The sequence below is a fragment of the Pseudomonas sp. TMW22089 genome (assembly GCF_022496645.1).
Taxonomy (GTDB): domain Bacteria; phylum Pseudomonadota; class Gammaproteobacteria; order Pseudomonadales; family Pseudomonadaceae; genus Aquipseudomonas; species Aquipseudomonas paraversuta.
Genome location: NZ_SCFG01000022.1, coordinates 1 through 22,189, shown reverse-complemented (window position 1 = coordinate 22,189; position 22,189 = coordinate 1). Strand labels below are relative to the sequence as shown.

At 58.8% G+C, this 22,189-nt stretch carries 16 protein-coding genes; 13 read left to right on the top strand and 3 right to left on the bottom strand.

The features are described 5' to 3' along the window. The first annotated feature begins 153 nt into the window (after window positions 1-153). Complete coding sequence (locus EQV90_RS17440; protein WP_240878472.1) at window positions 154-4,842, top strand: AAA domain-containing protein; 4,689 nt, start codon at window positions 154-156, stop codon at window positions 4,840-4,842. 22 nt (window positions 4,843-4,864) lie between these two features. On the opposite strand, the gene EQV90_RS17435 is transcribed toward EQV90_RS17440, so the two are convergent. Continuing rightward, window positions 4,865-5,491, bottom strand: a complete 627-nt coding sequence (locus EQV90_RS17435) for a LysE family translocator (RefSeq protein WP_003439433.1) — start codon at window positions 5,489-5,491, stop codon at window positions 4,865-4,867. A gap of 136 nt (window positions 5,492-5,627) precedes the next feature. On the opposite strand from EQV90_RS17435, the gene EQV90_RS17430 reads away from it, so the two are divergent. From EQV90_RS17430 to garD, 11 genes are all read left to right on the top strand, one after another. Further along, window positions 5,628-6,110: an Lrp/AsnC family transcriptional regulator gene (locus tag EQV90_RS17430; protein ID WP_003439435.1), complete on the top strand. Its 483-nt coding sequence runs from the start codon at window positions 5,628-5,630 to the stop codon at window positions 6,108-6,110. A gap of 582 nt (window positions 6,111-6,692) precedes the next feature. Further along, window positions 6,693-7,571, top strand: a complete 879-nt coding sequence (locus EQV90_RS17425) for a helix-turn-helix domain-containing protein (RefSeq protein WP_240878471.1) — start codon at window positions 6,693-6,695, stop codon at window positions 7,569-7,571. Window positions 7,572-7,721: 150 nt separating this feature from the next. Continuing rightward, window positions 7,722-9,080, top strand: coding sequence for a glutamine synthetase family protein (locus EQV90_RS17420; protein WP_010656940.1), 1,359 nt, complete (start codon window positions 7,722-7,724; stop codon window positions 9,078-9,080). A gap of 53 nt (window positions 9,081-9,133) precedes the next feature. Next, a complete protein-coding gene (locus tag EQV90_RS17415) occupies window positions 9,134-10,222 on the top strand; it encodes a polyamine ABC transporter substrate-binding protein (RefSeq protein ID WP_003439441.1) in 1,089 nt (362 codons plus the stop codon). Window positions 10,223-10,273: 51 nt separating this feature from the next. Further along, the gene (locus tag EQV90_RS17410; protein ID WP_127196837.1) at window positions 10,274-11,572 is read left to right on the top strand and encodes an FAD-binding oxidoreductase; all 1,299 of its coding nucleotides are present in this window, start codon (window positions 10,274-10,276) and stop codon (window positions 11,570-11,572) included. 77 nt (window positions 11,573-11,649) lie between these two features. Further along, window positions 11,650-13,392 (top strand): amidohydrolase, encoded by a 1,743-nt coding sequence (locus EQV90_RS17405; protein WP_160626224.1) that lies wholly within the window; start codon window positions 11,650-11,652, stop codon window positions 13,390-13,392. A 94-nt stretch (window positions 13,393-13,486) separates the two neighbouring features. Further along, the gene (locus tag EQV90_RS17400) at window positions 13,487-14,263 is read left to right on the top strand and encodes a TorF family putative porin (RefSeq protein ID WP_003439448.1); all 777 of its coding nucleotides are present in this window, start codon (window positions 13,487-13,489) and stop codon (window positions 14,261-14,263) included. Window positions 14,264-14,375: 112 nt separating this feature from the next. Beyond that, the gene (locus EQV90_RS17395; RefSeq protein WP_003439449.1) at window positions 14,376-15,122 is read left to right on the top strand and encodes a FadR/GntR family transcriptional regulator; all 747 of its coding nucleotides are present in this window, start codon (window positions 14,376-14,378) and stop codon (window positions 15,120-15,122) included. A 375-nt stretch (window positions 15,123-15,497) separates the two neighbouring features. Then, window positions 15,498-16,409 carry a 5-dehydro-4-deoxyglucarate dehydratase gene (gene kdgD, locus EQV90_RS17390; protein ID WP_003439451.1) on the top strand — a complete coding sequence of 304 codons (912 nt, stop codon included), beginning with the start codon at window positions 15,498-15,500 and terminating at the stop codon, window positions 16,407-16,409. Window positions 16,410-16,564: 155 nt separating this feature from the next. Continuing rightward, a complete protein-coding gene (locus EQV90_RS17385) occupies window positions 16,565-17,929 on the top strand; it encodes an MFS transporter (RefSeq protein ID WP_003439453.1) in 1,365 nt (454 codons plus the stop codon). 11 nt (window positions 17,930-17,940) lie between these two features. Further along, a complete protein-coding gene (garD, locus tag EQV90_RS17380; RefSeq protein ID WP_010656944.1) occupies window positions 17,941-19,494 on the top strand; it encodes a galactarate dehydratase in 1,554 nt (517 codons plus the stop codon). 179 nt (window positions 19,495-19,673) lie between these two features. Here the strand turns inward: garD and EQV90_RS17375 are convergent, their stop codons facing one another. Further along, window positions 19,674-20,597: a LysR family transcriptional regulator gene (locus EQV90_RS17375; protein WP_003439457.1), complete on the bottom strand. Its 924-nt coding sequence runs from the start codon at window positions 20,595-20,597 to the stop codon at window positions 19,674-19,676. Window positions 20,598-20,720: 123 nt separating this feature from the next. Between EQV90_RS17375 and EQV90_RS17370 the strand changes: the two genes are divergently transcribed. Continuing rightward, entirely contained in the window at window positions 20,721-21,845 is a 1,125-nt protein-coding gene (locus tag EQV90_RS17370) for a M20 family metallopeptidase (RefSeq protein ID WP_240878470.1), read from the top strand. A gap of 236 nt (window positions 21,846-22,081) precedes the next feature. Here EQV90_RS17370 and EQV90_RS17365 read toward each other — a convergent pair. Beyond that, window positions 22,082-22,189: IS3 family transposase (locus EQV90_RS17365; RefSeq protein WP_138762977.1), on the bottom strand; the 108-nt coding region annotated here is incomplete at its 5' end.

Below are 22,189 nucleotides of genomic sequence, written 5' to 3'. Positions count from 1 at the left end.
GCTCGCTCCTGCCGGTTTTTACAAAATGATGTATCTGAATACAACCTGAACCTCTGTATCGTGTCGGCACTTGTAAGTTTTTCACCTTTTTCGGCGCCTTCAGGTTTTTTCAGTCACTACCGCGCCCTCTTATCGAAGTGGTTCAGCCCCGACATGGATACAGTACGTGCACGTCTCGCCAGTCTGATTGAGTTCGTCAAACAGACCGCGCTCATGCAAAAGCGCCCCGCGTTAACCGTCAGCCAGCACAACACATTCAGTGCCAGCGAAGAAAAGCTGCGCTCACTACCGGGTGTCAGCCTGGATGTTCACGTGGGCGATGAAGATGAAATCTGGCTTCGGCTCGAGCGTTTGCACGAGACCCGGCCACCTGTGCCGCTCAGCCCGTTGCTGGGGCTGTGGATCGAGCTCAAGGGCACGCCGCAAATCGAGCCCGGGCTCAAGCAGCGGGTAGCACGCGAGGCGTTGCGCGCCAGTGGCGTCCTGACAGAACCGGCATCGCTCACCGCCCCCCCCGGCAGTGAAGAGTCCGCCGAGGATGAGTGGGTCAATCTGGAAGACTGCCTGGATGCCGGTGAAATCAAGGCTCAGCTCAAGTCCTACAGCCAGACTGCCTGGCGACTGTGGGCGCAAGAGGAAAAGCAGCGGCGTAAAAGTATCGAGCTCTACGCCGAGCTGTTTTTGCTGGTGCAACAGATGCAGGGCAACCTGGGAGACGCACAGCTGGAACTGGTGTGGGGTATGGGCGTTTCGACGTGGGAGCATCCCGAGATCGGCGTCATCCACTACCCGCTGATCAGTCAACTGGTCGAGATCGATATCAACCCGGACAGCATGGCCCTCGAAGTGCGCCCGCGGGTCGCCGAGCCGCGTCTGGAAGTGGACGCCTATGTGGCCGCGGATATCGCCGGTGTCGGTGCCCTGGACAAGCTGGCCAAGGATTTCTTCAAGAAGGATCAGGCGGGAATCAGCCCGTTCAATCCTTCCAGCTACGACCCGGTGATCCGTTCGGCATCGTCATTGCTCGATGCCCAGGGGCAGTTCCTGCCGGTGACGATTGCCGACGGGGACCGCTCTGTGCCCAAGGCTGCCGAGCACTTGTGCGTCACTGATACCTGGACCCTGTTTGCCCGCGCCCGCGACAGCAATATGTTTATTGAGGACCTGGGCCGCTTTGACGCCGGGATCGAGGACCTGGAGCATTTGCCGCCGGCATTGCAGGCGATTTTGACCGAGCCTTCAAACGTGCTTGAGGATGTGGTTCTGCCGCCGTTTCGCGGCTTGTCCTATGTCAGCGGCACCCAGGGTGCTGACGCTGGCGCGTCAAAAGTGCACGAGCTGTACTTCCCCAAGCCTTACAACGACGAGCAAGTGCAAATCATCCAGTTGCTGGAGGTGCACGACGGGGTTGTGGTGCAAGGGCCGCCCGGCACCGGCAAGACCCACACCATCGCCAACGTCATCAGTCATTACCTGGCCAATGGCAAGCGGGTACTGGTGACGTCCATGAAGGATCCGGCGCTGGCGGTGTTGCAGGAGAAACTCCCCGAAGACATTCGTCCGCTGGCGATCAGCTTGCTGAGCAGCGAAGCGGACGGCATGAAGCAGTTCGAGTTCGCGATCCAGAAGATTTCGGCTGAGGTGCAACGAATTGACCGCGCGCTGTACAAGCGCGAAATCGGCCAGATTGATGATGAAATCAACACGCTCCACGGTCAGATATCCGTCGTTGATCGTGAGATCACCCAGTGGGCCGAGCGTAATCTTTCAGAGCTGGAAATCGACGGTGAACGGCTGAGCCTCACCCACGCCGCGTTACAGGTGGCCGCTGCCCAGGACCAAATAAACAGCTTTGCTGACCGGCTCGGCATTGGCGCAGAACATCGTGCGCTGTTCACCCTGCAAGACATCATCGCCGTGCGCGAGGCGCGGCTTGAGCTCAAGGACGGGCTGTCTTATCTGGGGCACAAGGTGCCGCAACTGGCCGATTTCCCGGATGCGCAGACATTGATTCAGGTCCATCAGGATCTGGCGCAGGAAAGCCAGCTGCAACACAAGGAAAGCATCGGCGAAGTGCCGCGACTGCTGGACAGCAGTGGGCCGACCCTGGAGCAGGCGCAGGCCTTGCTCGAACACATCGGCCACTTGCAGGCCTTGCGCACCACTATCACGGCTGCGCAACAGGGCTGGGTGCCAACCATGCAGGCCTGGTTGATGCGCAACGGCAACAATGATGTGCTGGCGCTTTTCGACAACCTGAAGGTCGAAATCGAGGACACCCTCGCGGGGCGCAAAGCATTTGTGGCACGGCCGGTGAGCCTGCCGTTCGAGCTGCACACGCAGCCCGAGGTACTGGCCGCCATCGATAACCTGGCCCAGGGGCGCCGTCCGTTCGGGTTGTCCGGCCTGATCGGCAAGGGCAGCCAAAGGCAGTTGCTGGACACCATTGTGGTGCTCGGCAGCAAGCCGCAAAGCGATCAGGACTGGGCCCATGTGCAAGGGTTCGTGCACTTTCAGCAGCACAGTCGCACCTTGCTGCTGCGCTGGAATGCGCTGGCCGCCGAAATGCCGCTTCCGCTGTTCGAGGCCGATGCCGAGCAACTGCCGGCGGCTGCCCGGGCGATTGAGCAGTTTGACGATATTGTGCGCGCCGAACGTTGGGAGACCCGTGCTCAGACCGAACTGCGCCAGCTGCTCCCGGAGTGGCCACAGGTGAACAACCTGCGCACTGACGAGGCGGTACTGGGCCAGGGTGAAAGCATTTTGCGTCATCACCTGATGCGCCAGCGGCTGGCAGCCACCTGGGTAATCAAGGAAACCTTTAACAAGGCACTGGCCGGTTGTGGCGGTGCCGTGAGCGAACGCTTGCAAGGGTTCCTGGACCTGAGCCTCGGCCAGCCGGACGTACAGGTGGCTGAGATACAGGTGCAGTGGTCGGAATTGATGGACCAGTTGCGCGGCGTCCTGGCGCTCACGGACGCCCTCGATACGGTGCAGCAGGTGACCACGGTTATTGCCCAAAGCGGTGGCCTGATCTGGGCGGCCCGGTTACGAGAAGAGCCGTGCACCGGGCCGGTGGATGCCTTGCTCCCGGACAACTGCCTGGAGATATGGCGCCTGAGCCGGCTGGCCAGTTACCTGGACAGCATCGACGGGCGCGAAGATCTCAAGCGGCTGTTTAAATTGCGCGCAGAGCTGGAGCTGAGCCTGTCGCGCCTGTATCAGGATGCGGTGGTCAAGCGGACCTGGCTGCGACTGTCAGAAAACGCTACACCGAGTGTCCGGGCCGCGCTGGAGCTGTACCGCACGGCAATTCGCAAAATTGGCAAGGGCACCGGCGTCCGGGCCGGACGTTATCGACAGGATGCGCGACTGGCTGCCGATGTGGCCATTTCGGCGATTCCTTGCTGGATCATGCCGCACTACCGGATCTGCGAGAGCCTGCCAGCGCAGTACGGCGCGTTCGACCTGGTGATTATCGACGAAGCCTCGCAATCCGACCTGAGCGCGCTACCGGCCTTGTTGCGGGCCAGGAAAGTGCTGGTGGTGGGCGACGACAAGCAGGTCTCCCCCGACGGTATCGGCATGGAAGAGGAGCGGGTGCAGAACATGATGACGCGCTTTCTGGGCAATCAAGTCAAGCTCTACCGACCGTTGATGTCACCCGAGCGCTCATTGTACGACTTGTTCAAAGTGGTGTTTGCCAAGAGCGGCACCATGTTGCGCGAGCACTTTCGCTGCGTGGCGCCGATCATCGAGTACTCCAAGCGCGAGTTCTATAACCACGAACTCAAACCTCTGCGCCTGCCGCTGATGACCGAGCGTCTGGACCCGCCGCTCATTGATCTGCTGGTCATGGACGGGGTGAAAAAGGGCAAGTTGAACCTCGGTGAAGCCAATGTGATTGTCGAGGAGATCCGCCGTTTGATCGCACTGCCGCAGATCGCCGGGCGCAGCATCGGCGTGGTCTCGCTACTGGGGGCCGAGCAAGCGCAAACCATCATGCAAATCCTGACCCGGGAACTGGGCGAAGAAGTCATCACCCGGTTCCAGATCAGCTGTGGCGATGCACGTACTTTCCAGGGCAAGGAGCGCGACGTGATGTTCCTTTCGCTGGTCGCGTCCCCCGGCGACTGCTTTGCCAACAGCCGCGACTCGATTGCCCAGCGCTTTAACGTGGCGGCGTCCCGGGCGCGGGACCGCATGTACCTGGTGCGCAGTGTCGAGCTGACCGACCTCAGCGCGGTCGATACTTTGCGCCGTGGTCTGATTGAGCACTTCGAAACCCCCTTTACTCAGGATGCCGAACAGGTCAGCGATTTGCGCGAGTTGTGCGAGTCCGGTTTTGAACGTGACATGTACGATGAACTGACCCGGCGCGGCTACCGGGTGATTCCGCAGGTCGGCGTGGGCGCTTACCGCATAGACATGGTGGTCGAAGGCGACAACGACAGTCGCCTGGCAATCGAGTGTGACGGCGACCGCTTCCACGGCCCCGACCGCTGGGACAGCGACATGCGCCGCCAGCGCATTCTGGAACGTGCCGGGTGGCGTTTCTGGCGCTGTTTTGCATCGGCCTTCACCCTCAATCGGCAGCTGATTATTGACGACCTGCTAAGCACCTTGAAGGCCATGAATATCGAACCGTGCAGTGGTGAAGGCGCGGCCCCGAGCATTCATGTCGAGCGGCGTCAGGTGTATGGATTCAAGCGCGCCGGCGGGGAGGGTGCAGTGCGCCCTTACGACCATCGTCCGGCCAAAGATCCGTTCCTGTTCTGGGTGCCGGATGGCCCGGCAACCAGTGATCCCCAACCGGACTTGTCTGCCCCGCAGATGGCCTGAGCGAAGCGGTGCGCGCCCGGCGTCAGGCGGCCTGAACCAGCATGGCCGCTGCGGCGCCGAGCATGATGATTGCCGCCCCCCTGAACAGCCCCCGTTGGGCCCGGGGGCTGGCAAGCACATGGCGGATGCGCACCGCGCCCAGCACAAACAGGCCGCCGACCATAAATAAAACAGCAATGGTCAGCGGCACCAGCATGACGCCCCAGACTTGCAGGGACACCGACTCCAGGTTGATCACCAGCGGCAGTAGCGCCAGATAGAAGGCAATGGTTTTCGGGTTGCCCAGGGTGATGGTCAGGCCTGAGAGCCAGGCGCTGAACAGCTCTTGTCTGTTCAGCGGCTTGCCCACGTTGACGGGCTGGGGTTGCGCCCTCCAGAACTGCCAGGCCAGATAAGTCAGATACAGCGCAGCACATATTCGTACCAGTACAAACAAGGTATCGAAGTGTTGGGCGACCAGGCTCAGGCCAAATACTGCGAACGATAAATAAATCAAATCCCCCAGAATCAAGCCAAGCAGCAAACTGAAGCCGGGCAAGGCACCGCCGCTCACGCTGCGGGCCACCAGTGCCGCCATACCGGGCCCTGGGATAGCCGCGGCAACAGCGAGGGCGGCGGTGTACGTGAGTACCTGAGAAAATTCCAGCATGATTCGAAGGCATCCTTGGGAGAGAGTTTGTGCAAATAAGCATATCTCCCGGACCCAGGATAAATTGGTCTATTCAAGTTGTCGGCAGCTGGATTTTGGGTCAGATTTACCCTGAACAAACCATTGGAAGGTATTTATGACCGAGCAGACTTTAAGCGCAATCGACGCCAGAATTCTCGCGGCCTTGCAGCAGGATGGGCGCACGACCAACCAGACCCTGGCCGATGGCATTGGCATGTCGGCCTCGCCTTGCTGGCGCCGGGTGCGCCAGCTTGAAGAGCACAAAGTGATTCAGGGTTATCGCGCGGTACTGGACCGCCGCAAGATCGGGCTGGGGGTGCTGGTGTTTGTGCGGGTCACCATTGATCGTCACAGCGAAGTCGAAGCCCGCAAGTTCGAGCAGGAAGTCATGGCCCTCGAAGACGTGGTGGCTTGCTACAGCATTGGTGGCGACGCGGACTTTCTGTTGCAAGTGGTCTCGCGGGACCTGGACACCTTTGCCGACTTTGCCATGTCGGTGATCCGGCGCCTGACAGGGATCAAAGAGATGCAGAGCATGTTTGTACTCAAGGAAATCAAGCCGTTCGTGGCCTGGCCGGTCAAAGGCCCAAAAGCTTGACCGCAATGCCGGCGAGCCAATCGCTGGCAAGCCAGCTCCCACAAGAAGCTCTCAGCCTCACAAGCGCCCTGTTGGAGAAGGCATGCCCACACAGCCAATCCCTGGCAAGCCAGCTCCCACAAGAAGCTTTCAGCTTCACAAGTCCCCTGTGGGAGAAGGCATGCCCACACAGCCAATCCCTGGCAAGCCAGCTCCCACAAGATGCTTTCAGCCTCACAAGCCCCCTGTGGGAGAAGGCATGCCCGCACAGCCAATCGCTGGCAAGCCAGCTCCCTCAAGAAGCTTTCAGCTTCACAAGTCCCCTGTGGGAGAAGGCATGCCCACACAGCCAATCGCTGGCAAGCCAGCTCCCACAAAAAGCTCTCAGCTTCACAAGCCCCTCTGTGGGAGCTGGCTTGCCAGCGATGCAGGCGACGCGGTTTTACTCTTGGCCCCGCACAGGCAATCCCGGGCAAGCCAGACCCGCCCATGACCCTTTTGGGTGTTTCTTTACTGGTGGGCATTAGGCTAAGGTGCGCCAATAATAATTATTACTGGCAGTGTCCCGTTGGCTTGGACCCGGGCACAAGGAAGGGCAGCCGTATGCAGATTCAATCCCATGACACGGCGGATGGGGATCAGCAATTAGTCATCGCGGGCTGGCATGAGCATTACCAGCAAATGTCCGCGGGCTGTTTCCACGGTGCAGTGGTGCACATGCAGCTCAATGGCATTGAAGCCTATGAAGAACGCATGAACACGCGCATCGAGCAGCATTTTCAAGCGCCGGCAGACTCACTGGTCTTCAGTTTCGATACGCGTAACGGCTCCCTGTATCTGCTCAATGAAGACACGCAAAACACCTGGATCACCCCCGAGAACTATCAGGAAGTCGGAGTCGTGATCGGCCCCCGCTATTTAAGCCGGCTCGATAACCTGAGCAACATGGACGGCCTGTTCCTGACGCAGCTGGTGTCTCAGCAAAGCCAGGTTTTTGGCCGCTGGCTGAGCCGTACATTGCAGCAGCTGGCCACCCAGCACTCGCCCCTGATCGAGGAAAGCCTGGCGCAGCAACTGGTCGACGATTGCCTGTATATCCTCGACTGCCCCAGCCAGGCGCCGGACCGCACCAGCCAGAAACACCTTGCCCATGACCGGCGGCTGATACAGCGGGTATTTGATCTGGTCATGGCCAGCCCCCAGGAACACCTGGATGTATTGCACCTGGCCAAGGGGGTCGGCGTTTCCGTTCGCCAGTTGCAGCACAGCTTCACTTCTTTCGCCGGGGTTTCGCCGAGCCAGTGGCAGCGCTTGCGGCGGTTGAATTTCGCCCGCCGGGATTTGCTGCGCTGCACCCCCGGCGATACCCGGGTGGCGGAAATCGCCATGCGCTGGTCATTCTGGCACCTGGGGCGTTTCTCCCAGACCTACCGCAGCCTGTTTGGCGAACTGCCCAGCCAGACCTTGCTGCGCCCTCGCTGACGCCGCCTGAGTCCATCTAACGCCCCAAAATGGGGCGTTAATAAAAGCGCAAATCGGATAGAAGCCCTCCTGCCCACGATTGCACTATCGCCTTGCAGCATGGAACCGGGTCGTCATGTGGCGCCCAGTCAAATTCCTGTAAGAGGCGTTATGAAAGGCAATCTGGATCGACTCAGCCATTGGCTAAAAGAAAACAAAATCACCGAAGTTGAGTGCCTCATCTCTGATTTAAGCGGCATCGCACGGGGCAAAATATCGCCGACCAACAAGTTCCTCAACGAGCAGGGCATGCGCCTGCCGGAGAGCGTTCTGTTGCAGACCGTTACCGGGGATTACGTCGAAGACGATATTTACTACGAGTTGCTGGATGCCGCAGATATCGACATGCATTGCCGTCCGGATCAGGACGCCGTGTTTATCGTGCCCTGGGCCTCCGAGCCCACCGCCCAGGTGATTCACGACACCTATGACAAGCAGGGCAACGCCATCGAGCTGTCGCCGCGCAACCTGCTGAAAAAAGTCCTGAGCCTCTATACCGCCCGTGGCTGGAAGCCGATCGTGGCGCCGGAAATGGAGTTCTACCTGACCCAGCGCAGCCCTGACCCGGACTATCCGTTGAAACCCCCGGTCGGCCGTTCGGGCCGCCAGGAGACCGGGCGCCAGTCATATTCAATTGAGGCCACCAACGAATTCGATCCGCTGTTTGAAGACATGTATGACTGGAGCGAGGCCCAGGGGCTGGATCTGGACACTCTGATTCACGAGGAAGGCACTGCCCAGATGGAAATCAACTTCCGTCACGGTGGCGCGCTGTCCCTGGCCGACCAGATCATTATTTTCAAAAGAACCATGCGTGAAGCGGCGCTCAAACATGACGTCAGCGCCACCTTCATGGCCAAGCCGATGACCGGTGAACCGGGCAGCGCCATGCATGTCCACCAGAGCGTGGTCGATCTGGAGACCGGAGTTTCGGTGTTCTCCAATCCCGATGGCAGCATGAGCGAGCTGTTCATGCATCACATTGGCGGCCTGCAAAAATACATCCCTGAAACCCTGCCACTGTTCGCCCCCAACGTGAACTCGTTCCGCCGCTTCCTGCCCGATACCTCGGCCCCGGTGAACGTGGAATGGGGCGAAGAAAACCGTACCGTCGGCCTGCGCGTGCCGGACTCCGATCCGCAGAACCGCCGCGTGGAAAACCGCCTGGCCGGTGCCGATGCCAACCCCTATCTGGCCCTGGCCGCCAGTCTGCTCTGCGGTTATGCAGGTATGGTCGAGGGTATCGAACCGAGCGCGCCGGTGGTCGGCCGCGGCTATGAACGGCGCAACCTGCGCCTGCCGCTGACCCTGGAAGCTGCGCTGGAATGCATGGAGCAGTCGGACATGGCGAAAAAATATCTGGGTGAGCGTTTCACCAAGGGCTTTGTCGCGGTCAAGCGCGTCGAGCACGAGAACTACAAACAGGTCATCAGTTCCTGGGAACGCGAGTTCCTGCTGTTCAGCGTGTAGGCCGTACCTGCGGCCAAAGCATTGCAAAATGTACTCAGAGAAAGGACATGTGGATGAAACGTATCGCCCTGAAACTGACGCTCGCGGCACTTTGCGGCCTTGCTGGCCAGGCGTCGGCGCAAGACGTGGTCAATATCTATAACTGGACGGACTACATTGCCGAAGACACGTTGGTGAACTTTGAGCATCAGACCGGGATCAAGCCGGTTTATGACGTGTTTGACTCCAACGAAACCCTGGAAGGCAAGTTGCTGGCCGGGCGCACCGGCTACGACGTGGTCGTGCCGAGCAACCACTTCCTGGGGCGTCAGATCAAGGCCGGGGTGTTCCAGAAACTCGACAAGTCCCAGATTCCCAACTGGAAGAATCTTGACCCGGTGTTGCTGGCGCGCCTGGAAGCCAACGACCCGGGCAATGAGTACGCGGTGCCTTATCTGTGGGGCACCAATGGCATTGGCTACAACGTCGACAAGGTCAAGCAGGTGCTTGGCATCGACAAAATAGACTCCTGGAGCGTGCTGTTCGAGCCTGAAAACCTGAAGAAACTCAAAAGTTGCGGTGTTGCCTTTATGGACTCCGCCGACGAAGTGATGCCGTCGATGCTCAACTATCTGGGGCTCGACGCCCGCAGCCTGAAGCCTGAGGACTACAAGGTCGCCGAGAAAAAACTGCAGCCACTGCGGCCTTACATCAGCTACTTCCATTCCTCCAAATACGTGACCGACCTGGCCAACGGCGACATTTGTATCGCCTTCGGTTATTCCGGAGACGTGTACCAGGCCATCCATCGTGCGCAAGAGGCGGGCAACGGGGTGAACATTGCCTACGTGGTGCCCAAAGAGGGGGGCAACCTGTGGTTCGACATGCTGACCATCCCGGCCGATGCCAAGAACCCCAAGCAGGCCCACGCGTTTATCAATTACCTGCTGCAACCCGAGGTGATTGCCAAAATCAGCGAGTACGTGGGGTATGCCAATGCCAACACCCAGGCCACGGCCCTGATGAGTGATGAAATTACCCACAACCCGTCGATCTACCCGCCCGAGTCGGTGCAGGCCAAGCTCTATGTGTCATCGGAGCTGCCACCTGACCTTATGCGCTGGATGACGCGCTCGTGGAACAAGTTCAAGTCCGGTCGTTAATCCTGTACCGGGCACCCAGGGGTGCCCGGTCACTGAGCAGGCAAATTCTTTATGACGTCCATGCTGTCTTTACCGCATACCTATTACAACGCCACCCGCAATCAGCAGCTCACTTGCCCGGTACTTGAGGGGCAGGCCGAGGCGGACGTGTGCATCATCGGCGCGGGTTTTACCGGGTTGAATACCGCGATTGAACTGGCGGAGCGCGGCCATTCGGTGATCGTGCTCGAGGCGCATCAAGTCGCCTGGGGTGCCAGTGGCCGTAACGGCGGGCAGTTGATTCGCGGGGTGGGTCACGATCTGGATGCGCACGAAAAAACCATCGGCCGTGAAGGCGTCAGAGTGCTGGAACATTTGGGCCTGGACGCAGTGGATCTGGTGCGTCAGCGCATCGAAAAACATGCCATCGACTGCGACTTGCGCTGGGGGTTCTGCGAGCTGGCCAATACCCCGCGCCATGTTGAAAACCTGATCGCCGAGCAAGAGTCGCTGCACAGGCTGGGCTACAGGCACAAGGTCGAGCTGATCGGGCGCGCTGACATGCACCGGGTGGTGGGTTCCGATCGCTACCTCGGCGGGCTGACTGATGAAGGCTCGGGGCACTTGCATCCGCTCAATCTGGCACTGGGCGAAGCCCGGGTAGCTCAGCAACTGGGCGTCAGGTTGTACCAGAACAGTGCCGCCACCCGTATCGAATATGGCCCGCAGATCCGGGTCCATACCGCCAGCGGCGTGGTCAGGGCCAAAACCCTGGTACTCGCCGGCAATGCCCATCTGGGCGAGCTGGAGCCGGCACTCAGTGGCAAGGTGCTGGCCGCCGCCAGCTATGTCATCGCCACCGAACCCTTGAGCGAGGAGCTGGCCAGTGCGCTGATTCCGGACAATCGCGCTTTGTGCGATCAGCGGGTAGGGCTTGATTACTATCGGTTGTCGGCTGACCGACGACTGTTGTTCGGGGGCGCGTGCCATTACTCGGGGCGCACCTTGCAGGACATCGCCGGTTACATGCGCCCGAAAATGCTGGAGGTCTTCCCGCAGCTGGCGGGCAAGCGCATCGACTTCCAGTGGAGCGGCATGATCGGCATCGGTGCCAACCGGCTGCCGCAGATCGGCCGGTTGCAGGCCCATCCCAACGTGTTTTATGCCCAGGCGTATGCCGGGCACGGGATCAACACCACGCATATGGCGGCGCGCCTGGTCGCGCAAGCGATCAGCCTTGAACAGAGCAATGGTTTCGAACTGTTCAGCCGCGTGCCACACATGACATTCCCGGGGGGCAAGCACCTGCGTTCACCGCTGCTGGCGCTGGGCATGTTGTGGTACCGGCTCAAGGAAATAGCAGGGCATTAATCACCCTTCGGGAGCTGGTTGCCAGCTCCCGAAGGGTGTGTCTGACAACAACAAGAAAATCCTCAAAGGACCTTCACATGAAGCGATTTACCCCCTGTGTGCTGGCCGCGCTGTTCGCGTTGCCGTCTTTGCCAGCTCTGGCCGCTGCCGACCTGGTGTTCATCAATGGCAAGGTATTCACCGGCGTGCCGGGTCAGCCCTTGGTCAGCGCCGTGGCGGTGGAAAACGGCAAAATCAGCAAGGTGGGCAGTGATGCCGAAATCCAGGCACTGGCCGACAGCGGCACCCAGCGTGTCGACCTGGCAGGCAAGGTGTTGATGCCCGGGATGATTGATACCCACAGTCATCCGGTGAGCGCCGGTCTGAACAGTCTGGGGGCGAATTTGCTCGACGAAGAAAAACCGCTGCCCGAACTTGAGCAATGGATCATCGAGCAGGACAAGGCGGGCACCGCGCGGTCGGGCGACGTGATCAATATTGCCGGGGTCAGTTCTGCTTATTGGGAGCAGGCGCGGGAGCTGGGGAAAATTTTCAATCAGGGCCGCTGGGCCGATCAGCCGCTGGTATTGAGCGGCATCGACGGGCACACCGGCTGGGCCAATAACGCGATGCTCAAGCGTGCGAAAATTGATGCCGCCCTGGTCAAAAGCCTGCCAGCCAACGAGCAGGGCTATGTGGGCCACGAAGCAGACTTCACTCCAACCGGTTTTTTTGCCGAGTCGCGCTGGGACCAGGTCCGGGGCCAGATTCCTCCGGCAAGTCCTGAGGTCATGCTCAAAGCTGCCCGCGAAGCGGTAAAGGTCAATAATCAATACGGGGTGACGGCCTGGATGGACGCGGCCTCCAACGCTGGCCCCGATGACGCGCTGTTTGATTTCACGGCTACCGAGCAAACCCTGGGGGTGCTGCCGCTTTATCGCCAGCTTGCAGAAAATGGCGAGCTCACCGCCCACGTCGCGGCGCTGATGCTCACCAACTCCCAAAGCAAGCCTGCCGATCTTGAAGTGCTGGCCCGGGTCATGAAGCAGTTCGAAGGCGTGCCCAACCTCACATTCCCCGGGATCAAGGTGTTTGCCGACGGCATTCTGGAGTACCCGGGGCAAACCGCAGCGGTGATCGTGCCGTATAAAAACAGCAACAAAAATGGCGAGCTGTTGATCGACCCGGCGCACTTCGGTGAGCTGGTGGTCGCGGCAGAAAAGCGCGGCTGGATCGTGCACATGCACGCAGTCGGTGACCGCGCGGTACGTGAGTCACTCAACGGCTTTGAGTATGCGCGCAAGCTCAATCCGACCCCGGTGGCCCATAGCATCAGCCACCTGCAACTGGTCAATCCCAAAGAGTTTCCACGCTTTGCCCAGCTCGGTGTGATTGCCTCGATGCAACTGCTGTGGGCCATCGAGGAGAGCTACACCATTGACCTGGTCAAGCCTTATATCAGTGCCTTCGCTTATGGCTATCAGTACCCGGCCAAATCCCTGCAGGACGCGGGTGCGATGATTTCGGGGGCCAGTGACTGGCCGGTATCGAGCCCTAACCCGTGGAACGCCATCGGCCAGGCCGTCACTCGCGATGGCCCCATGGGCGTGCTCAATGCCAAAGAACGGGTCGATCGCCAGACCATGTTTTACGCCTACACCATCAACGCTGCCAAAACCCTGGGGCTGGCTGAACAGATCGGTTCCCTGGCACCGGGCAAGCAGGCTGACCTGATCATCCTCGATCGTGATGTGTTCAACGTCGGCGACCACGAGTTGTACGATACCAAAGTGCTGAAAACCTACTTCGCCGGTAAGCCGGTAAACGCCCCCGAAGCCTGATTGAAAAACCCTGCCTCTGGCGCCACGACCCCGTGGCGTCCGGCGCAGCCGTGGGTGAGTTTCCATGCAGCTCTATAAAAACAAGAGAAACCCTATGAACGCAGCCTCAGTCTTCATGCTTGCCGGTCTCGCCCTGTCGCCATTGCTCAGCGCCCAGGCGGTGGAACTCAATGACCAGTTTTCCCTGCTGATCACCCCCACGCTGGTCAGTGATTACCGGGCCAACGGGCTTTCACAAACCAAGGGCGATCCTGCCGCGCAACTGGCCGTCACACTCAGCCACGCCAGTGGTTTGTACGCCGGTATCTGGACCTCCAATGTCAATTTCGGCTATGGCTCAAAAGCGCGCCAGGAAATCGAGTACTACGCCGGCTATGCCTGGCAAATCAGCGACAACATCAGCCTGGATACTTTCTACACCCGTTATGAATATCCCCGTGAAAGCGGCTACAACCAGAGCGACGTGCAGACCGTGCTGGATGTGTACGGTGTATTACTGGGGGGCAAATATGTCACCAACATGCAGGGTCCGGAATACGAGGATGAGAACGGCGAATTTCATGAAGGTAAAAAAGACGAGGACTTGTCGACGTTTTTTGTCGGCTACCGCACGCTGTTGCCTGCAGAGTTCGGTTTAGAGCTGCGTTATGAATATGTGGACTACAAGGACAAGGTTTTTTTCAGCGACAGCGGCAAGGGGCGGGCGGACTACACCGATTGGGAAATCAAGCTTACTCGCGACTTTGTCGGCGTCAGCTGGGGCTTGAGTTACATCGACACCAGCCTGTCGAAAGCCGAGTGCCAGAGCTACACCGGTTATGACGATGTGTGTGGTGCGACCCTGCTGGCCAGCGCCAGCAAAACCTTCTAAACCGGGGTTGCAAGGGTGTCGGCAAGCTCAGCATGTGATCGTACAACCCGCTTGAGCTATCATGCGTGGATGTTTTGCCCCGATGCCCTTGAATCCGAGAAAGATTTTCACCATGGAAAACCCAAACGACGTCCCCCGCCTTCCGCGCAAACGCCGCAGCCTCGCGCAGGAGTTGGTGACGGTGCTGTCCGAACAGATTCGTGACGGCTTGCTCAAACGAGGTGACAAACTACCCACCGAGTCCGCGATCATGGAAGCGCACGGGGTCAGCCGCACGGTGGTACGTGAGGCGATTTCTCGTTTGCAGGCAGCAGGCCAGGTCGAGACCCGGCATGGCATCGGCACTTTTGTGCTGGACACACCGAGCCCGAGCGGTTTTCGCATCGACCCGGCCACCGTGGTCACTTTGCGTGATGTGTTGGCGATTCTTGAACTGCGTATCAGCCTCGAAGTCGAGTCTGCCGGGCTGGCCGCCCAGCGGCGCAGCGACGAGCAACTGGCCGCGATGCGGGCGGCACTGGATGCGTTGAACGAAAATACCGCCCGTGACGGTGATGCGGTGGCTTCGGATTTCCAGTTTCATCTACAGATTGCGTTGTCGACGGGCAACCGCTACTTCACCGATATCATGACCCACCTGGGTACCAGCATCATTCCCCGTACCCGGCTCAACTCTGCGCACCTGGCCCATGATGACCAGCAGCAGTACATGCATCGCCTGAGCCGGGAGCACGAAGAAATCTACACCGCCATTGCCCGCCAGGACTCGGACGCCGCCCGGGCCGCCATGCGCCTGCACCTGACCAACAGTCGCGAACGACTGCGCCATGCCCACGAAGAAGCCGAAGCAAGGGGTTGATCGAACCCCCGCGAACCCCTAGTCGCTGACGAGGCTCGGGGCTGCGATCGGCTGCGAAGCAGTCGTAGCCTGGAAGCAGGGCTTCCCTCGAAAAGCTCGCAGCCTGGTGCCTCGTCAGCGACTACGGTTGCGGTTGTGACGTCTTCTCGTACAACTTGCATCCGTCCTTGAATTAATTTTCATCCAGCCGCCAACCTTCAGAAACCCTTGTGCCACGGGCCTTTGCTCTGGTTTGTGGCTCGGCAACGGAACCCCTGTGCAGGCAATTTGAAGAATTTGGATTGACGATTATATTTATAGTTGTACGATGACGTACGACACGGCGAAAGCGCTGCCGTTTTTATCATTACTACAAGCTCCCAGGGTGTTCGAATAATGAATCCACAAGAACTGAAGTCCATCCTCTCTTCCGGTCTGCTGTCTTTCCCGATTACCGATTTCAATGCCCAGGGTGATTTCCACCGTGAGGGCTACATCAAGCGTCTGGAATGGCTGGCCCCGTATGGCGCTTCTGCTTTGTTCGCCGCAGGCGGCACCGGTGAGTTCTTCTCCCTGGCGGCCAGCGAATATTCGCAAGTGATCAAAACCGCAGTCGATACCTGTGCCAACAGCGTGCCGATTCTCGCCGGTGTCGGCGGCTCGACCCGTCAGGCCATCGAATACGCACAAGAAGCCGAGCGTCTGGGGGCCAAAGGTTTGCTGCTGCTGCCGCACTACCTGACTGAAGCCAGCCAGGACGGGGTTGCCGCCCACGTTGAAGCCGTGTGCAAGTCGGTCAAGATCGGGGTGATCGTTTATAACCGTAACGTCTGCCGCCTGACCGCGCCGCTGCTGGAGCGTCTGGCCGAGCGCTGCCCGAACCTGATCGGTTACAAAGATGGCCTGGGTGATATCGAGTTGATGGTTTCGATCCGCCGCCGTCTGGGCGATCGCTTCAGCTACCTCGGTGGCCTGCCAACCGCAGAAGTCTATGCCGCCGCCTACAAGGCGCTGGGCGTGCCGGTTTACTCCTCGGCAGTGTTCAACTTCATTCCCAAGACCGCGATGGATTTCTACCACGCCATCGCCCGTGAAGATCACACCACCGTGGGCAAGATCATTGATGACTTCTTCTTGCCGTACCTGGATATCCGTAACCGCAAGGCCGGTTACGCAGTGAGCATCGTCAAGGCCGGCGCCACCATTTCCGGTTACACCGCAGGTCCGGTGCGTACGCCACTGACCGATTTGTTGCCGGAAGAATACGAAGCACTGGCCGCCTTGATCGACAAGCAAGGTCCGCAGTAACCCATAATCAAGGCCGCTGAGAAATCAGCGGCCTTTTGCGTTGTAGACACACCGATCCACCTTGTAGGAGCGAGCTGTCCGGGTTTAAAAGCTCGCGCCTGCAGGATAAAAAATAGTTACCCGCGCATAAAAATAATCAGTGGGAGTACATCTACATGCCAGCGACCAAGCCGACGCATGTCCGTTATTTGATTCTGCTCATGCTGTTTGTGGTGACCACGATCAATTATGCCGACCGCGCCACCATCGCTATCGCAGGTTCAAGCCTGCAAAAAGACCTCGGTATCGACGCCGTTACCCTGGGTTTCATTTTTTCTGCTTTTGGCTGGGCCTACGTGGCCGGACAAATCCCCGGCGGCTGGCTGCTCGACCGTTTCGGCTCGAAAAAAGTCTATGCCCTGAGCATCTTCACCTGGTCGCTGTTCACCGTGCTGCAAGGCTATGTCGGGGAATTCGGCATCTCCACCGCCGTGGTGGCGCTGTTTATGCTGCGTTTTCTGGTGGGCCTGGCGGAAGCGCCTTCCTTTCCCGGTAATGCCCGTATTGTCGCCGCGTGGTTTCCCACCGCCGAACGCGGCACCGCGTCTGCGATCTTCAATTCGGCGCAGTACTTCGCCACGGTGATTTTTGCTCCGCTGATGGGCTGGATCGTTTACACCTTCGGCTGGCAGCACGTGTTTATCGTGATGGGCGGCATCGGCATTGTGTTCTCGCTGATCTGGCTCAAAGTTATCCACAGCCCGCGCCAGCATCCAATGATCAACGAGGCCGAGTTCAGGCATATCGCCGACAACGGCGGGCTGGTGGACATGGATCAGGACAAGGGCACAGGTAAAAAAGTCGACGGTCCGAAGTGGGATTACATCCGCCAGTTGCTGACCAACCGCATGATGCTCGGCGTGTACCTGGGCCAGTACTGCATCAACGGCATTACCTATTTCTTCCTGACCTGGTTCCCGGTGTATCTGGTCCAGGAGCGCGGCATGACCATTCTCAAAGCCGGCTTCATTGCCTCGCTTCCGGCGATCTGCGGCTTTATCGGGGGTGTGCTGGGCGGTGTGATTTCCGATTACCTGCTGCGTAAAGGCCACTCCCTGACCTTCGCCCGCAAGGCCCCGATCATTGGCGGCCTGTTGCTGTCCACCAGCATCGTGGCCTGCAACTATGTCGATATTGAATGGATGGTGGTGGGCTTCATGGCCCTGGCCTTCTTCGGCAAAGGCGTTGGCGCTCTGGGTTGGGCGGTGGTGTCTGACACCTCGCCGAAACAAATCGCCGGTCTGAGTGGCGGTCTGTTCAACATGTTCGGCAACATTGCCTCGATCACCACGCCGATCGTCATCGGCTACATCATCAGCACCACTGGCTCGTTCAAGTGGGCACTGGTGTTTGTCGGCTGCAATGCGCTGGTGGCGGTGTTCAGCTATCTGGTTATCGTTGGCCCGATCAAACGGGTGGTGCTCAAAGAGCCACCGGTAAGCGGGCCACAACTGACCAAACTTGTTTCAGCACATCCTTGAAGGGCGGCGCCATGACTTTGATTGAACACTCCGACTCGCCGCGCACTATCCGTCTGCATGCACTGGACAACGTCGCGGTGGTGGTCAACGACCAGGGCGTACCGGCCGGGACCGAGCTTGCCGATGGCCTGGTGACCCTGGATTTTGTGCCGCAGAGCCACAAGGTCACGCTGGTGGACATTGCCCGGGGCGGCGCAGTCATTCGATACGGCCAGACCATCGGCTACGCCTTGCAGGCCATCGCCCGCGGCAGCTGGGTCAATGAAGACCAACTGCGCATGCCCACTGCGCCACCCCTGGACAGCCTGCCGCTGGCCACCGAGGTGCCGGTGGCCCAGGCGCCTCTTGAAGGCTTCACCTTCGAGGGTTATCGCAATGCCGACGGCACCGTCGGCACGCGTAACATTCTGGGGATTACCACCACTGTGCAGTGCGTGACCGGGGTGTTGAACCACGCGGTCAAGCGTATCCGTGATGAACTGTTGCCCCGATACCCCCATGTCGATGATGTGGTCGCGTTAACCCACAGCTACGGCTGCGGCGTGGCCATCAGCGCCACCGATGCCTACATCCCGATCCGCACGGTGCGTAATCTGGCACGCAACCCCAACCTGGGCGGCGAAGCGCTGGTCATCAGCCTGGGCTGTGAAAAACTTCAGGCCGGCCAGGTGATGCACGACAACGACAGTTCGGTGGACCTCAGCGAACCGTGGTTGTACCGCTTGCAGGATTCCAGCCACGGCTTCGGCGAAATGGTCGAACAGATCATGGCGCTGGCAGAGACCCGTCTGAAGAAACTCGATCTGCGCCGCCGTGAAACCGTGCCCGCGTCCGAGCTGATTCTGGGCATGCAGTGTGGTGGCAGCGATGCGTTTTCCGGGATCACCGCCAACCCGGCGCTGGGCTATGCCTCGGACTTGCTGCTCAGGGCCGGAGCGACGGTGATGTTTTCTGAAGTCACTGAAGTGCGCGATGCCATCTACCTGCTGACCTCCCGTGCCGAAAGCCGTAGCGTCGCCCAGGAACTGGTGCGGGAAATGGACTGGTACGACCGCTATCTGGCCAAAGGCGAAGCGGATCGCAGCGCCAATACCACACCGGGCAACAAGAAAGGCGGGCTGTCGAACATCGTCGAAAAATCCCTGGGTTCCATCGTCAAGTCCGGCAGCAGCGCGATCAATGCTGTGCTCGGCCCTGGTGAGCGTTTCACGGGCAAAGGGCTGATTTTCTGTGCAACGCCGGCCAGCGATTTTGTCTGCGGCACCTTGCAACTGGCCGCGGGGATGAACCTGCACGTGTTCACCACGGGGCGCGGCACCCCTTATGGTCTGGCCATGGCACCGGTGGTCAAGGTCTCGACCCGTACCGAGCTGGCGCAGCGCTGGCCGGACTTGATCGATATCGACGCCGGGCGCATTGCCACCGGCCGCGCGACCATAGAAGAGCTGGGCTGGGAGCTGTTCCACTACTACCTGGATGTGGCCAGTGGCAAAAAACACACCTGGGCCGAACAGCACAAATTGCACAACGACATTACCTTGTTCAACCCGGCGCCCATTACCTGAGGTTCCCTGTTCAATCCGGGCGCATGTCTCAAGAGTTAAGTCCATTGGGCAGCCCGCCGAAGGCCGGCATCGGCCGGTTCGCGGTCAGCAGTGACAGTTTGCTGATCCCTGCACGCACATCTCGGGGCAGTGCGCCGCAGAGGTGCTGAATCAATAAATTGTCCTGCGCTGCCCGGGCTTTACAGGGTTTCTTCGGTCTGGGTCCTTTCCAGGTAATTCACCAGCAGCCACCATAAATGCTCTGACGCCGGGTGTAGTCGTCGATCGGAGCTACGCAGAATATGACACTGCGAGGCCCTTGCTATGGGGTGATCCAGGGGGATGGCCAGCAGTTTTGAATCTTTGCCCTGTTGCCCCAGAGACTGAGCGGTCATGAACGCTACGCCAAGACCTGCCTGGCACAGGGTGATCGCCACAGACTGTTGGTTGCAGCGATAGGCGGGGGTGAATACCTGATTTTCAGACTCGAATATTTTATTGATATAGCGCTGTACGCCATAGGCGTTAGACAGGCCAATCAACCTGTGGTTGGCCAGTTCACTGACAGCAATGACAGTGAATTCTTTTAAGGGATGATCTTCAGGAACAATTGCGCAAATAGGGCCTCTGGTGAAACTGCGACGCTGCAGCGATACGTTGTCGATGGGGCCGAATGACAGCGCCATATCGACCTCTCCGCGTACCAGCATCATCAGCGTGGCGCTCATATCCCCGGAACTGATGTCCACAAAAACGTCGGGATAGACTTTGGAGAATTCACGCAATTCGTTGGCGACAAAGTCGGCAACCATCCCGGGTCCGATTCTCAGGGAGACGGTTCCGCCGCGCATATATCGCAGGTCATTCAATTGTTTGCTCAGGACTTCCCGACGTTTTTGCGTTTCACTGAAATGATCAGACAGGAGTTTGCCTGCTTCAGTCAGCACTACATTGCGTCCGCGACGTTCAAGCAAGGGTAAATGCAGGCTGCGCTCGAGGAGGGCGATCTGTCGGCTGATGACGGAGGGGTTTACGTCAAGTACGTCGGCTGCTTTGCGAATGCCACCTTGAAACCCGACTTCGTGCAGGTAGCCAAGGCGCTTTTCCTGGAAACTGTTCTCCATCTCTTAGCCTTCTGGTCGTCAACTGTTGCTCTGTGGGCAACAATCTAGTGTTCACCCTCGTATTTTTCAACCCACAAGAGCATTCCATACTCGGGGCCTACTCCTCCAGGACAGGCCCAAAATATGAGCGCCGTACAAGAATACCTTCGCCTGCACTCCGATGTTCTGCTCGCCGATTTAAAGCGACTGGTACTTGCCGAGTCCCCCTCTACAGACAAGCGGGCTGTTGATGCCTGTGGTGAAGTGCTGCAAGACATCATGGCGCAGCGCATCGGCGCTACCGTGGAGGTTGTCGCGCGCGAGGAGTACGGAAATCATCTGATGTTCACGGTGGGTAAAGGGCCAAAGCGCACGGCTGTGCTCGGGCATTTTGATACCGTTTGGGACATCGGCCGTCTTTCAATGCGGGTCGAAGAAGGCAAACTTTACGGCCCGGGCATTCTGGATATGAAGGGTGGGCTCATTCAGGCCATTTGGGCTACCAAGGCCCTGATTGACCTTGGCTTGCTGGGGGATCGGCAAATCCGCTTTTTATGTTCCAGTGATGAAGAAATCGGCAGCCCGAGTTCTCGTGAGTGGATTGAAAGTGAAGCGCGTCTGTGCGAACAAGTGCTGGTGGTTGAGCCGGCCACCTCGCATACCAATGAACTGAAGATCGAGCGCAAAGGCACAGGCCGTTTCGATATCAAGATCAAAGGTCGGGCAGCTCACGCAGGTAACAACCCCGAAGACGGAATCAGCGCAGTACATGAAATGGCTGAGCAGATTCTTTTCCTCCATGGACTGAATGCGCCTGAATTGGGCACAACCATTAATGTCGGGATTGCCAACGGCGGCCAGCGTACCAATGTGATCGCCGACAGTGCAGAGTTGAGTGTTGACCTGCGTGTCAGCAGTTTGGCAGAGGCCCGGCGGATTGAATCCATCGTCAAAGACATGAAACCATGCCTGGCTGGCGCGCAGATCGCTGTCAGCGGTGGTCTGGTGCGTCCTCCCCTTGAATACACCCCGTTAAACCAGAAACTTTTTGCCGTAGCCCAAGAGGCTGCAGAGGCACTGGGCATTCAAATCAAAGGTGCCTCGGTGGGAGGAGGAAGTGACGGCAACTTCACCTCTGCCATCGGTATCCCGACCCTGGACGGACTTGGGGCTACGGGGGTAGGGCCGCACTCTACCCATGAACACATCATTATCTCGGATTTACCAGTACGGGCCGCACTTCTGGCTGAACTGATCCAGAGACTTTAAACCGGCTGAGAAACCTGAGGTAAAAGCTATGATAAATATAAAATCGGCTTCTGAGGGCGTAAGTACGGCCTCTAAATCTTCAAAGCAAGAAATCAAAAGTCCCTATGTTTTTCTTTTTATTATCTTGCTGATTGCGGCGGCCGCTACATGGATTATTCCCGCGGGTGTGTTTGATCGTGAAATGCGCGATGGCATCTCATTTGTCGTGAATGGCAGTCTGAATCGCCCCGGGTTTCCTAGACACTCTCCAGGCTCGCTGCGTAACGCTTTTCAAACTCTACCGGTGACAGCTGATTGTTGAAACTGTGGCGTCGTTTTGGGTTGTAAAACATCTCGATGTAATC

Excerpts from the sequence above, each read along its gene's own strand:
- EQV90_RS17440 (WP_240878472.1), top strand. The coding sequence starts at position 154 with ATGGATACAGTACGTGCACGTCTCGCCAGTCTGATTGAGTTCGTCAAA.
- EQV90_RS17435 (WP_003439433.1), bottom strand. The coding sequence starts at position 5,491 with ATGCTGGAATTTTCTCAGGTACTCACGTACACCGCCGCCCTCGCTGTT.
- EQV90_RS17430 (WP_003439435.1), top strand. The coding sequence starts at position 5,628 with ATGACCGAGCAGACTTTAAGCGCAATCGACGCCAGAATTCTCGCGGCC.
- EQV90_RS17425 (WP_240878471.1), top strand. The coding sequence starts at position 6,693 with ATGCAGATTCAATCCCATGACACGGCGGATGGGGATCAGCAATTAGTC.
- EQV90_RS17420 (WP_010656940.1), top strand. The coding sequence starts at position 7,722 with ATGAAAGGCAATCTGGATCGACTCAGCCATTGGCTAAAAGAAAACAAA.
- EQV90_RS17415 (WP_003439441.1), top strand. The coding sequence starts at position 9,134 with ATGAAACGTATCGCCCTGAAACTGACGCTCGCGGCACTTTGCGGCCTT.
- EQV90_RS17410 (WP_127196837.1), top strand. The coding sequence starts at position 10,274 with ATGACGTCCATGCTGTCTTTACCGCATACCTATTACAACGCCACCCGC.
- EQV90_RS17405 (WP_160626224.1), top strand. The coding sequence starts at position 11,650 with ATGAAGCGATTTACCCCCTGTGTGCTGGCCGCGCTGTTCGCGTTGCCG.
- EQV90_RS17400 (WP_003439448.1), top strand. The coding sequence starts at position 13,487 with ATGAACGCAGCCTCAGTCTTCATGCTTGCCGGTCTCGCCCTGTCGCCA.
- EQV90_RS17395 (WP_003439449.1), top strand. The coding sequence starts at position 14,376 with ATGGAAAACCCAAACGACGTCCCCCGCCTTCCGCGCAAACGCCGCAGC.
- kdgD (WP_003439451.1), top strand. The coding sequence starts at position 15,498 with ATGAATCCACAAGAACTGAAGTCCATCCTCTCTTCCGGTCTGCTGTCT.
- EQV90_RS17385 (WP_003439453.1), top strand. The coding sequence starts at position 16,565 with ATGCCAGCGACCAAGCCGACGCATGTCCGTTATTTGATTCTGCTCATG.
- garD (WP_010656944.1), top strand. The coding sequence starts at position 17,941 with ATGACTTTGATTGAACACTCCGACTCGCCGCGCACTATCCGTCTGCAT.
- EQV90_RS17375 (WP_003439457.1), bottom strand. The coding sequence starts at position 20,597 with ATGGAGAACAGTTTCCAGGAAAAGCGCCTTGGCTACCTGCACGAAGTC.
- EQV90_RS17370 (WP_240878470.1), top strand. The coding sequence starts at position 20,721 with ATGAGCGCCGTACAAGAATACCTTCGCCTGCACTCCGATGTTCTGCTC.